Origin of the sequence: Anaerocolumna aminovalerica (genome assembly GCF_900115365.1) — a bacterium.
In the GTDB taxonomy this organism is placed as follows: domain Bacteria; phylum Bacillota; class Clostridia; order Lachnospirales; family Lachnospiraceae; genus Anaerocolumna; species Anaerocolumna aminovalerica.
Window position 1 is genome coordinate 74,936 of record NZ_FOWD01000018.1, and the last position, 12,884, is coordinate 87,819.

A 12,884-nucleotide genomic window follows, 5' to 3' on the forward strand; every position below is an offset into this window, starting at 1 on the left:
ATTTATTAATAAATTTTATAAATTTTAAATAAATTTATTGACTTTCTTTACATCTGTGCTATAATATGGAAAGACTATAAAAGAAAGAGAGGTAAAATCATGATTAAGTTTAGTAATAGTAACAACAACAATTTTATATGTAACACATTATGTAAGTTTACCTCTGAAATAGGATTGACCTTATAATTTGAAATGCTGCATATTTATGCTTTTGTGCAGGTTTATAATTTTTTAAAGGGATTCGTGTATTTGCCGTGGGTATCTTACCTTACGGCTTATTTTTTGCCCAAAAAAGGTTGCTCTTAGTTTAGAGGAAAGTAAGAAATCCGTACTTATCTATAAGATAGGTACATTTGAAATGGGGGAAATTATGAAAAAAATATCAAGTTATATACGTAAATATTGGTATTCCTATGTATTCGGCATCATATGTATGGTTATCAGTGTTTCACTGGATTTATTATCACCACAGATTACCAAACGTATTATTGATGATGTTATAAAGGGTGGAAAGTTAGAACTTCTTACCAAACTTTTATTAGGTATCCTTTTAGTTGGAGTTGGAAGGTGTATCTTTCAATATTTAAAGGAATTGACCTTTGACTTTGTAAGTTCAAAAATCGCCTGCGACATTCGTAGAACTCTATTTTGTCATATACAAGGATTGTCTGTCCAATTCTTTGATAAAACAAATTCCGGTGAGTTAATGTCAAGAGTGAAAGATGATGTGGATAAGCTATGGGGCGCATTGGGATTTGTAGGTATGTTAGTAGTAGAAGTAGTGATTCATACCAGTTTGGTTATCTATTGTATGATTAATCTTAGCTTTAAGTTAACCATTATTCCTTTAATAGCCATGCCTTTAGTAGGTCTTCTGGCAGTTTTAATGGAGAATAAACTGGGTAGTGTTTATGAAGATATCAGTGAAGAAAATGCTGTCTTAAATAGAGTAGCACAAGAGAATCTATCCGGTGTAAGAACTGTAAAAGCCTTTGCCAGAGAAAAGTTTGAGATACAAAAATTCCTGTCTCATAACAAAAAATATTATGACTTAAATATGAAACAATCGAAGGTTCTTGTAAAGTATTATCCATTTTTTCAGTTTATATCTAAACTTATGCCAGTTTTAGTTATTCTTTATGGTGGTATTTTAGTTATACAAGGTGAAATAACCCTTGGTACTTTAGGAGCCTTTACAGAATATTCTACTAACATTGTATGGCCTATGGAAATGCTGGGCTGGTTAGCCAATGATATTGCTTCTGCATTTGCATCCAATAAAAGAATTAAAAAGATTTATGAAGAAGTACCTGTTATTCAGGAAACTAATAACCCAGTAATATTAAATGAAGTAAAGGGCCACATCGAATTCAATCATGTTTCCTTTAGCCAGAATAAGAAACAGATATTATCTGACGTAAGCTTTAAACTTGAAGCAGGTAAGACCATTGGTATTATGGGTGCAACAGGAGCAGGTAAATCTACTATTGTAAACTTACTGCAAAGATTCTATGATACTGATGAAGGAGATATTAAATTAGACGGTGTTAACATCAAAGATTTAACATTAAATGAACTGCGCAGTAACATTTCCTTAGTTATGCAGGATGTTTTCCTTTTCTCTGATTCCGTAAGTGAAAACGTAAAACTAGGAAAACGTGCATATGTAGGTGAAGATGATGTAATGTTTGCACTTGATTATGCACAGGCAAAAGACTTTGTTGAAAGAATGGATCGGCAGTATGATACTATTATAGGTGAAAGAGGCGTTGGTTTATCCGGCGGTCAGAAACAAAGAATCAGTATTGCAAGAGCATTGGCTAAAAGAAATCCAATACTTATACTGGATGACTCTACCTCTGCTCTGGACATGGAAACAGAACATTCTATTCAACAATCCTTAAATGAGCTGAATGATACTACAAAAATAATCATTGCTCACCGAATTTCCGCTGTTCGTAATGCAGATGAAATCATTATTCTGGAGGACGGTTCCATAGCGGAAAGAGGTACTCATGAGGATTTATTAGAGAAAAAAGGCCTGTATTATAAAACATATATGGCACAGTATGGAGATATCTTAAATGATGATTTTCTAAAAGAAATGAAAGAATATAATATGGGTGCTGATAAATTAAATGGAGATGACTTAGATTCTCTTTCTACACAGACACCTGAATTTACACCCAGGGAGGTGATATAATGTCTATAAATGCCACACGTGATGATGAAGCATCGGTAAGCAGTAAAGGGAAACTTGCAACTCTCCTTCGACTATTTAAATATTTACTTGTATACAAAAAGGAAATTGCAATTGTACTTTTCATTATGGGCTGTATTGTAGCTATAACTTTAATTAATCCCTTAATTATTGAACGTGCCATTGACGTTCATATAGCAAATAAAGATATGAACGGATTAATTAAACTTGGCGTTTTTGCTGTAATCATGAATATTATTTTTGTTTGCATGGTAAAATTAAGAATCTACATTATGTCCAGAATCTCCAATAATGTATTACTGACAATCAGACAGGAACTTTATGAACATATACAAAAACTAAGTTTTAGTTTCTTTGACAGCAGGCCAACAGGAAAGATTCTGGCACGTATTATTGGTGACGTGAATTCACTAAAAGATGTTTTATCCAACAGTGTTACTACTTTAATTCCAGACTTTATATCTATTTGCGGAGTAGTAACTATCATGTTGGTAAAAAATTATAAGCTTGCACTGGCTTCTTTAATTAGTTTGCCATTGTTAATTATAGCCATGTGGTTTATACAGGTCTACTCCCATGTAAGATGGCAGATTCACCGTAAGAAAAGTTCAAACTTAAATGCATTTATACATGAGGATTTATCCGGCATGCGTATTATTCAAAGCTTTACGGCTGAAAAGGAAACCGAGGAGGACTTTGATCAACTGCTAAAGGAACATAGAGGCTCTTTTATAGATGCAATTCTGTTAAACGATGCTTTTGGTTCTGCTATTGATATTTGCTGGGGACTTGGAACTGTATGTTTGTATTATGTTGGTGTTAAAATGATTGGCAGAGAATCCGTTCCAATCGGAACTTTACTTGCATTTGGCTCCTACATATCCATGTTCTGGAGACCAATTATGAATTTAAGTAACTTTTATAACCAGTTAGTAACCAATATTTCTGGTGCGGAACGTATCTTTGAAATATTAGATACCAAACCGGATATATCTGACAAAGAAAAAGTAACTGATATACCGGAAATTAAAGGTGATATTGTTTTTAGCCATGTATCCTTTGCTTATGATAAAGATACGAAGGTGTTAAATGATGTAAACTTTCATATAAAGCCGGGTGAAACTATAGCTCTTGTAGGACCGACCGGTGCCGGAAAAACAACCATTGTTAATCTTATCAGCCGTTTTTATGATATTCAGGAAGGTGATATCATTATTGATGGCTACAATGTAAAAGACGTAACCATTGAAAGTTTAAGAATGCAGATGGGTGTTATGACTCAAGATAATTTCTTATTCTCAGGAACTGTAAAGGATAATATTCGTTATGGCAAATTAGATGCCACAGACGAAGAGGTTATTGCTGCTGCCAAAGCAGTTCATGCTCACGAATTTATTATGAAATTAGAAAAGGGCTATGAAACAGAACTAAAAGAAAGAGGTTCCGGATTATCCATAGGTCAACGGCAGCTATTAGCATTTGCCAGAACCATGGTATCCATGCCTAAAATATTAATTCTTGATGAAGCTACCTCCAGTATAGATACTCATACTGAAATCTTGGTACAGCAAGGAATCGAAGCATTATTAAAAGGAAGAACCTCCTTTGTTATTGCACACCGTCTCTCAACCATTCAAAAGGCAGACCGTATTTTTGTAATTGATGATGGCGGCATTAAAGAAGAAGGCAGTGCCCTGGAATTATTGGAGAAAAAGGGAATGTATTATGAATTGTATATGGCTCAGTTCAAAAATATATAATGTGATATTATGAAATAAGTTAAAATGGTTTGTTATTCTTCGCTTATTCACTTTAGAATAAGCGAAGAATCTTATAATTAATGATACAATCAATTCTTCGCCAGCTACTTGATATAATGTTAAATATATTATAATGAAGCAATAGTAATATTTTCCTGGGAGGATAAAGGGATGATGCTTGTTGATATAACAAAAGATAATTGGGAAAAGGTAATTTTCTTAACTACTAATACTGATAATAGTAATACAATTTGCGAAGAATTTGTAGCCTCTAATGCATATTCCATTTTACAATCAATTTATGAAGATGAATGGAAAATAAAAGCTATTGAGCATGAAGGTGAACTAATTGGTTTTGCCATGTATGGGTTTTGTGAAGAGAGAAACTTTTATGAGCTTTGCAGATTTATGATTGATAGAAAACATCAGGGAAAAGGATATGGAAAACAGGCATTATCCTTGATAGTTGAAGAGATTAAGAATAAATATAAATGTAATGAAATTTATTTATCTACTGATCCTGAAAACATAAAGGCAAAACACTTGTATGAAAAATTCGAATTTGTAAGTACAGGCGAAATTTGGGATGATGAAGAACTGTATGTATTGAATTTATAGTATTCTTTTGATGGGTAACATCAAAACTGACTTTTATATTCAAATATTACTTCCGAATTAAGATCATTAAATACGCCCCTTGTTGTAGAAGTTAAAGAGTTAACTGTCTACAGCAGGGGGCGTATTTCATATGTCTGAAATAGGGATGGATTTTTAATAGTCCTAACATTTTTACCTATATCTATTTTTATCTAATTGAACCTTTTACTGAATTATATTAATGTCTTCTTCGTGGTAAGGTAATTGTAAAAGTAGTTCCTTTCGTAAATTGAGACCTGATTTTGATTTTTCCTGTATGTCCCATTATAATTAATTTTGCAATAGATAAGCCTAAACCATGACCGCTGATTTTTTCATTTCTAACATGTTCTGAACGGTAGAATCGTTTAAAAATATTATCTACATCTTTTCTTGTCATACCAATACCTGTGTCCTGTACTGTTATAACACAATCTCCGCTTTTATTTTCGCATGTTATGGTTATAGTATCCCCCTCTTTCGTGTATTTTACAGCATTATCAATAAATACACGTATGGCCTGTTTTAGTGCCTGCTTGTCCCCATATACAATTACATTTTCAAGTATTGGACTTTCAATATGTCGATTGGTAGTTACCAAACGGGTTTCCTTTACCATATCTTCCACAACGGTACACATATTAAATCTTTTCTTCACAAGTTTTAAAGTCTTCTTATCATGTCTGGATAAAAATAAAAGTTTTTCCACTAAATCCTGCATGGATTTAGCTTCCTTGCTAATTGCTTCAATGGATTCCATTAATACATCTTCATCTTTGGTACCCCAGCGATTTAATAAATTAGCATATCCTTGTACTACTGCAATAGGGGTACGAAGCTCATGAGAGGCATCCGAAACAAACTGTTTCTGGCTTTCATAAGAGGTTTCAATACGGTCTAGCATAGCATTAATAACCATTGCCAGGTCTTTTAGTTCGTTCTTGGTTCCTTCTACATTTAATCTTTCACTATTGAGATTATTCACCGTTAATTTATTGGCAGTTGCGGACATCTCATAAATAGGTTGAAACAGTTTTCTGTCACTTTTCTTTCCCCTATGAATAATAATATATACAAGTACCAGATAAACTATGGACACATTTATTATTAACCAGTACAACTTACTGCTAGCCTGGGCAAAATCATATTGAAAATGAAATATATATGTTTCATTATTGTTAACAGTTTCCTTTTCTTCGTAAATAATCAGTTTCATTGGCTCATCGCCAACTTTATCTTCTGAATATACCTTATTTAATATCATCTTTTTCTCTGATATATCATATGAAATATCATTATACAATTCCTTATTGGTGGTTAGGTTATATACTTTAAATGATATTCCCTCTATATAATAAGGATTTATAGACTGGCTATGTCTAATCTCTCCATTTCCTGATGTACTACTTTGATATATATTATATAAAGTTTCTTCTTCCTCTACATTTGACATAAACTGATTGATTATAGTTTGGGCTTTATTTTCACAGTTTCGCCATTCGGCTAAATAATACAACAGTGAAATTGCTGCCATAAATATTACACCATTAATCAGCAATAATTTTAAATATTGCAGGGAAATACGAAATTCTATAGAAAAACGAAACTGCCCCAGAAATGTTTCCTTTTTCTTCCTTAAGGGAAGTATAATTTTAATTAATAATTGCCGTATTGCTTCTACTAATCTATTTTTCATCCTTAATTATATACCCTACCCCTCGTACTGTGTTTATTAGGCGGATACCGTATTTATCATCAATCTTCTGTCTTAGATAGCGGACATAAACATCTACCACATTGGTATCCCCCAAATATTCATAATCCCAAACATTATTCAGTAACTGTTCTCTGGTTATAGCAATATTCCTGTTTTTTAATAAATATTCCAATAGCTCAAATTCTTTCTTAGTAAGGACTATTTCATCTTCACCATAAAATGCACTATGACTTGTTAAATTTAATTTTAATTCCCCTATTTGTAATATATCTACCTTAGGCTGATGTAATTTGGACTGTCTGTTTAAGGCAACACGAATACGTGCCAACAGTTCTTCTATGGCAAAAGGCTTGGTCATATAATCATCTGCCCCTGTATCCAGGCCTGCTACTTTATCCGTAACATCATCTTTTGCCGTTAACATAATAATAGGAACCCTTGACTCTAACCGAATTCTTCTACAAACCTCAATCCCGCTTAAACCCGGTAACATAATATCCAAAAGTACAAGGTCAACATTATCATGTAATGCCATTTCCAAACCCGTCCTGCCATCCGATGCAATTTCTACTTCGTAACCTTCATATTTTAACTCTAATTCCACAAATCTAGCAATTTTATTTTCGTCCTCAATAATTAGTATCTTAGCCATTCCTTACTCCTCTCATATTAGATATATTAACTTTTATTTATTTTAAATGCATTATTTTACTTTAATTCTTATTCTATCGGTTCTTCTAAATGATTGCAATATGTATAAATTAAAGTTTAATTAGAAAAGTGTGACTAAAATCGGAAGTACATCCTGACAATTCAATGACAGACCTTTATATGGGCGAAAATCCATTTGGAAATAGTGAATTAAGACTTATAATACAAAATAGTAAACAGAAATTGAATAAAAATAGGATGGGTTTCAAAGAATCCCATCCTAAAATTTATTAAGTAAAAGACTTATTGCCTGGAGTAAATTATTTATTGCCAACTTTAAAGATCGCATAAACTTTTACGTTACTATTTTTAAGCGCTTATATCATTAATATCTTGAATCATTCTATCTTGTATTTTAATTATTTCCGAAATAGGTACACTTTCTTTTCTAATATTTGTAGAATCTCGTTCTTCAATTAATGATAAAATAATATCTTTAACTTTTGGGGAAGAAGCCATTGAAGCCTTAAATACATCTTCCGTACTATATTTATCTAAGACTGTTTTTAGTAATTTTGAATCAACATTAACAATATCTTCAAAATTTAAAAGTTTAGATGAAATACTCTGATATAGAGAATTATTATTTGATCTAATTATTTCATATAATACCTTCCTATTATCAGTATTTAAATTTTTTAGAACATCTTTAATTTCATCTTCCAAATTATCCACTTTTTTAAATGTACTTTTAATATAGTCATTAATATTATCCCATAAATCGTCACTAATAAATCCATCCCGTATTATTGATTCATAATATTTCATCTGAAGCTCTTCAGGTAATAAGCAGGTAAAAGAATATAATTTCATATAATACACCTCCGAAATGTAATAGATCCAAATATAATGGAATCTAATCATTAGTTACTAATTCTTATCAATCACTTGAAATTGCAGTAAGTATGTTTAATTCATTATTTCAAAAGTTTATAATTCCATCCGGTCAAATTAAATTGTGTAAAACAACTTCTCATTTGAATACATAGAACAAATTACATTAATTGCTCGTTCAAAATATTCTAGCTAAAGTGTAGTTTGATAAAGAAATCTCTACTTTAACTTTCATCTAATTTTGACAATAACATCTCCCCCTTTCCATAATTAGATAAAATTCTATTTAAAACACTATATTTTTAAAATGATTATACAATATCTAGTAATTATTTGCAATGTAGCGTTTAATAGAAAACAAGTGAATTAACAGAGAATAAAAGGTATGAATTAATCAATATTATTTTTAATAAAACCTAAAATACATTCTACATTCATAGCATTTCATCAATAGTATCTTTTCTCAAAGACAATACTTTTTTCATCTGCGCTAAAGCGTCTGATATTGTGATTGTACGATAAAGTAAACAACTTATTTGTTTAAGAATTTCTAATAAACAATAATCAATTTTACCTTTCATATGATCTATTAATTATACACTTTTAAAATTTGTTTTTTTACAACATAGAATTGATTCTTTAAAATGTAAAAAGCTAATTTAGGTAAAAGATTTTAATAATATAGTTTTATTAATAAGACTTTCAAAAATATCATCAAACAATTTACTTGTTTGTCTTTTATTATCAATACAAAAAAGAGTTTTTCTTTTGCGTATAAGCTAAAGAAAAACTCTTTATTATCTTAATTACTTTATTATATATAGCAATACTGTTTTTAATTATATCTTTAAATCACTTATTTCTATAATACAGATTTAACAGTTGCCACAACGTTTTCAACAGTAAAACCAAATTTTTTAAATAACTGATTTGCTGGTGCAGAAGCTCCAAAACTCTTCATTGTTACATATGCTCCATCTAAACCAACATATTTGCCCCAACCATAATCAATTGCTGCTTCTACTGCAACCCTTGCTCTTACACTATTGGGAAGAACCCTTTCCTTATACTCTTTCGGCTGAGCATCAAACAGTTCTAATGATGGCATACTTACTACTCTTACATCAATTCCTTCTTTGAAAAGTTCTGCTTTTGCTTGGATACTTAGTTCAACTTCAGAACCGCTTGCTAAAATAATTGCATCCGGTACTTCCTTCATAGAATCCTCTATAACATATCCGCCTTTTAAAGCATCCTTACTGGAACCGGTTAATTGAGACAGGTTCTGGCGTGTTAAAACTAAGGCGGTAGGCGTTGTTTTTGTGGTTATTGCATAATACCAGCCAGCTATTGTTTCAGTAGCATCTGCCGGTCTGAAAACAGTAAAGTTTGGCATTGCACGAAGCATTGCTAATTGCTCAATTGGTTCATGGGTAGGACCATCTTCACCAACACCGATACTATCATGAGTTAATACATAAGTTACCGGAACTCCCATTAAAGATGATAATCTTGCCATAGGTTTTACATAATCACTAAATACAAAGAAAGTAGAAACATATGGTCTTAATCCTCCATGAAGAGCTAGACCATTACCGATTCCCGCCATTGCAAGTTCTCTGACACCAAAATGAAGGTTACGTCCCTCATAATTTTCTCTTGAAAAGTCGCCTTCGTTCTTCATATATGTTTTAGTGGAAGGAGCAAGGTCTGCGGAACCGCCTATAAAACCTGGAACTAAGTCTTTGATTCTATTGATTACCATACCGGATAAATTTCTTGTTGCATCTGCTTTATCTTCATATGCCCAGAAATCTTCATTATTTATCAAGTCTTTGGCTATATCTAAATTATGCTGTTTCTCCCAAAGTTCTTTCATCTCCGGATAAGTTTCACAATATTTCTTAAACATTGCATTCCATGCTTCTTCTACCTTAGCATTCTGTTCTGCAATTGCTCTATAATTTGCATATACTTCTTCCGGAACATAGAAAGGCTCCATGGATGGCCAACCTAAGTTCTCTTTTAATGCGGTAATATTCTCTGCTCCTAAAGGTTCTCCATGGGCACTTGCTTTACCTTCCTTAGCAGGACATCCAAAACCAATTTTAGTCTTTACAACAATTAAAGATGGTTTTGTTTTATCAGCTTTTGCAGCTTCTATAGCAGCACCGATTTCCTCCGGATTATTACCATCTTCTACAACCAATGTCTGGAAACCATATGCTTCAAAACGCATTCTAACATCTTCTGTAAAGGCAATATCCGTATCACCTTCAATTGATATTTTATTGGAATCATATAAAACAATTAATTTATTTAAAGCTAGAGTACCTGCTAAAGAAAAAGCTTCCGATGAAATGCCTTCCATCATACAGCCGTCACCACCAAGTACATAAGTGTAATGATCTACTACTGGAAAATTATCTTTGTTAAACTTAGCTGCCAGATGCGCTTCTGCCATAGCCATTCCTACTGCCATAGCCATTCCCGCCCCAAGAGGTCCTGTAGTTGCCTCTACCCCAACGGTGTGGCCATATTCTGGATGACCGGGAGTTAATGAATCCAGCTGTCTAAACTGAGATAAATCTTCTACAGACAAATCTCCGTATCCAAATAAATGTAATAAAGAATATAATAAAGCTGATCCGTGACCGCCGGATAAAATAAAACGATCTCTGTTTGGCCATTTAGGATTTTTGGGATTATGGTTCATGTGTTTTGCCCATAGTTCATAGGCCATAGCTGCAGCTCCCAATGGAAGTCCGGGATGTCCTGAATTGGCTTTTTGAACTGCATCAGCCGACAAAACTCTAAGTGCATTTATTGACATGGAATCAATGGTACTCATTTTATTTCCTCCTAAAATTTATGATTTCATTATAAAATCAAGGTGCTATCTTAAATCTTATTAACAATTATAATACCACTTTGATTACTTTGACATAACTGGTTAAAATATACTATTCCCCAAATACTTCTCTATAATCCTTCTGAAATTTAGCAATACCTTGATCTGTTAAAGGATGTTTTATACATTGTTCCAATACACCGTAAGGAACCGTAGCAATATCTGCACCGGCTAAAGCACAATCTGTTATGTGTATATTATTACGTACACTTGCAGCGATAATCTCAGTATCTATATTATAAATATCGAATATTTCTGCTATTGTTCTAATCAAGTCAATACCTGGTGTAGATATATCATCCAATCGTCCTAAAAAAGGAGATACATAAGCTGCGCCAGCCCTTGCTGCCAGTAGTGCTTGATTTGCCGTAAATATTAAAGTTACATTTACTTTAATTCCCTCTTTTGATAAAGCCTTTGTTGCTTTTAAACCTTCTGCTGTCATAGGGATTTTAACAACCATATTGGGATGAATTTTAGCAATCTCTCTTCCTTCTGCAATCATACCCTCAGCATCTATAGTAGTAGCTTTAACTTCTCCACTAATTGGACCATCTACTATAGAGGCAATTTCTTTAATAACTTCTGTAAAATTTCTTCCTTCCTTAGCAATTAATGACGGATTAGTAGTTACTCCGCATATGATACCCATATCATTTGCCTTTATAATATCTTCTACATTAGCTGTATCAATAAAAAATTTCATACTATAAATCCTCCTTCAATTAAATATCTATAAAGTTTATATAAATATCTGTAAATTATCATTACAAGATTAATGGAAGAAAATTTACGAGTTGTTACTTGGATGCCATTCCACTATTAATCCAAATATACTATACTATATCAAAATCTATAATTCAATAGAAAAACGATAGAATAATACATAATTCTCATTATACAGTTGTAATATTTACATATTCTGTAGTTTGTTTTAGGGAATAAAAAAAAGACTTTTCAGTCTTAATTTTAATAAGTATATGAGACATCCGGGATTCGAACCCGGGACACCTTGATTAAAAGTCAAGTGCTCTACCGACTGAGCTAATATCCCAAATTTATTGAGTATATATATGTATCATTTCCCAATAAAAAATGCCCAGAGCCGGAATCGAACCAGCGACACGAGGATTTTCAGTCCTCTGCTCTACCGACTGAGCTATCTGGGCATTGCCTTCGACTTGCGAAGCAACTATTGCGAAAACCATATGTAGTTTTCGAGTTGCGGGGATAGGATTTGAACCTATGACCTTCGGGTTATGAGCCCGACGAGCTTCCAGACTGCTCCACCCCGCGATATAATATATGTTTGCTTTTCTAAATTTATTAGTAAAACAAAATGGATGGAGAAGGATTCGAACCTTCGAAAGCGTCGCTAACAGATTTACAGTCTGCCCCCTTTGGCCACTCGGGAACCCATCCAATTAATTTTGAACTACTAACAATAGTATATAATTTATTAGTAATTTGTCCATATGAATATAATTTTATTCACAAGCCGACGATCGGACTTGAACCGATAACCTGCTGATTACAAGTCAGCTGCTCTGCCAATTGAGCCACGTCGGCATTTTAGAACTTTAAAAAGTTCTAATGGGACCTACAGGGCTCGAACCTGTGACCCTCTGCTTGTAAGGCAGATGCTCTCCCAGCTGAGCTAAGATCCCATGGGAATATAAAACTATTGTCTTTCTTTATTTCTAAAGAACGACCCAGAAGGGACTCGAACCCTCGACCTCCGCCGTGACAGGGCGGCGCTCTAACCAACTGAGCCACTGGGCCAATACTTGACAATTACTATCACATTGAATGACATTTACCTTTAACAAATATGAACAATTCTTTAGGTCAAGCCCTCGACCTATTAGTATTAGTCAGCTGCATGCATTACTGCACTTCCACCTCTAACCTATCTACCTCGTCGTCTTCGAGGGGTCTTACTAGCTTATGCTATGGGATATCTCATCTTGAGGGGGGCTTCACGCTTAGATGCCTTCAGCGTTTATCCCTTCCAAACTTGGCTACTCGGCCATGCCATTGGTATGACAACCGATACACCAGCGGTTCGTCCAACCCGGTCCTCTCGTACTAAGG

8 protein-coding genes, 7 tRNA genes and 1 rRNA gene are annotated in these 12,884 nt (G+C 33.3%); 3 read left to right on the top strand and 13 right to left on the bottom strand.

The window, feature by feature from the left end; all coding sequences use genetic code 11:
- Positions 1-370 precede the first annotated feature (370 nt).
- The 3 genes from BM183_RS11455 (at position 371) to BM183_RS11465 (ending at position 4,599) form a co-directional block, all read left to right on the top strand.
- Positions 371-2,203 carry an ABC transporter ATP-binding protein gene (locus BM183_RS11455; protein ID WP_091687023.1) on the top strand — a complete coding sequence of 611 codons (1,833 nt, stop codon included), beginning with the start codon at positions 371-373 and terminating at the stop codon, positions 2,201-2,203.
- On the top strand, positions 2,203-3,981 hold the full coding sequence (locus BM183_RS11460) for an ABC transporter ATP-binding protein (RefSeq protein ID WP_091687024.1): 1,779 nt from the start codon (positions 2,203-2,205) through the stop codon (positions 3,979-3,981). The genes BM183_RS11455 and BM183_RS11460 overlap by 1 nt, the downstream gene beginning before the upstream one ends.
- Positions 3,982-4,152: 171 nt before the next feature.
- Positions 4,153-4,599, top strand: a complete 447-nt coding sequence (locus BM183_RS11465; RefSeq protein WP_091687025.1) for a GNAT family N-acetyltransferase — start codon at positions 4,153-4,155, stop codon at positions 4,597-4,599.
- A 217-nt stretch (positions 4,600-4,816) separates the two neighbouring features.
- Here the strand turns inward: BM183_RS11465 and BM183_RS11470 are convergent, their stop codons facing one another.
- From BM183_RS11470 to BM183_RS11530, 13 genes are all read right to left on the bottom strand, one after another.
- A complete protein-coding gene (locus BM183_RS11470) occupies positions 4,817-6,313 on the bottom strand; it encodes a sensor histidine kinase (protein ID WP_091687026.1) in 1,497 nt (498 codons plus the stop codon).
- Complete coding sequence (locus BM183_RS11475) at positions 6,303-6,986, bottom strand: response regulator transcription factor (protein ID WP_091687027.1); 684 nt, start codon at positions 6,984-6,986, stop codon at positions 6,303-6,305. Before BM183_RS11475 ends, BM183_RS11470 begins: the two co-directional genes overlap by 11 nt.
- A 368-nt stretch (positions 6,987-7,354) precedes the next feature.
- The gene (locus tag BM183_RS11480) at positions 7,355-7,858 is read right to left on the bottom strand and encodes a FliG C-terminal domain-containing protein (protein ID WP_170847979.1); all 504 of its coding nucleotides are present in this window, start codon (positions 7,856-7,858) and stop codon (positions 7,355-7,357) included.
- Positions 7,859-8,741: 883 nt separating this feature from the next.
- Positions 8,742-10,730 (bottom strand): transketolase, encoded by a 1,989-nt coding sequence (tkt, locus tag BM183_RS11485; RefSeq protein WP_091687029.1) that lies wholly within the window; start codon positions 10,728-10,730, stop codon positions 8,742-8,744.
- 112 nt (positions 10,731-10,842) lie between these two features.
- Complete coding sequence (gene fsa, locus BM183_RS11490) at positions 10,843-11,496, bottom strand: fructose-6-phosphate aldolase (RefSeq protein WP_091687030.1); 654 nt, start codon at positions 11,494-11,496, stop codon at positions 10,843-10,845.
- A gap of 275 nt (positions 11,497-11,771) precedes the next feature.
- Positions 11,772-11,844: transfer RNA gene (locus tag BM183_RS11495), tRNA-Lys, on the bottom strand.
- A 42-nt stretch (positions 11,845-11,886) separates the two neighbouring features.
- A tRNA-Phe gene (locus tag BM183_RS11500) sits at positions 11,887-11,959 on the bottom strand.
- Between the two features lie 53 nt (positions 11,960-12,012).
- A tRNA-Met gene (locus BM183_RS11505) sits at positions 12,013-12,086 on the bottom strand.
- Positions 12,087-12,130: 44 nt separating this feature from the next.
- A tRNA-Tyr gene (locus BM183_RS11510) sits at positions 12,131-12,212 on the bottom strand.
- A 74-nt stretch (positions 12,213-12,286) separates the two neighbouring features.
- A tRNA-Thr gene (locus BM183_RS11515) sits at positions 12,287-12,359 on the bottom strand.
- A 25-nt stretch (positions 12,360-12,384) separates the two neighbouring features.
- Positions 12,385-12,457: transfer RNA gene (locus tag BM183_RS11520), tRNA-Val, on the bottom strand.
- Positions 12,458-12,498: 41 nt separating this feature from the next.
- Positions 12,499-12,572 (bottom strand) — tRNA-Asp (locus BM183_RS11525).
- A gap of 62 nt (positions 12,573-12,634) precedes the next feature.
- A 23S ribosomal RNA gene (locus BM183_RS11530) occupies positions 12,635-12,884 on the bottom strand; the annotation flags it as partial.

Bases quoted from the DNA above. Each gene is read 5' to 3' on its own strand.
- BM183_RS11455 (WP_091687023.1), top strand. From the start codon at position 371: ATGAAAAAAATATCAAGTTATATACGTAAATATTGGTATTCCTATGTA.
- BM183_RS11460 (WP_091687024.1), top strand. From the start codon at position 2,203: ATGTCTATAAATGCCACACGTGATGATGAAGCATCGGTAAGCAGTAAA.
- BM183_RS11465 (WP_091687025.1), top strand. From the start codon at position 4,153: ATGATGCTTGTTGATATAACAAAAGATAATTGGGAAAAGGTAATTTTC.
- BM183_RS11470 (WP_091687026.1), bottom strand. From the start codon at position 6,313: ATGAAAAATAGATTAGTAGAAGCAATACGGCAATTATTAATTAAAATT.
- BM183_RS11475 (WP_091687027.1), bottom strand. From the start codon at position 6,986: ATGGCTAAGATACTAATTATTGAGGACGAAAATAAAATTGCTAGATTT.
- BM183_RS11480 (WP_170847979.1), bottom strand. From the start codon at position 7,858: ATGAAATTATATTCTTTTACCTGCTTATTACCTGAAGAGCTTCAGATG.
- tkt (WP_091687029.1), bottom strand. From the start codon at position 10,730: ATGAGTACCATTGATTCCATGTCAATAAATGCACTTAGAGTTTTGTCG.
- fsa (WP_091687030.1), bottom strand. From the start codon at position 11,496: ATGAAATTTTTTATTGATACAGCTAATGTAGAAGATATTATAAAGGCA.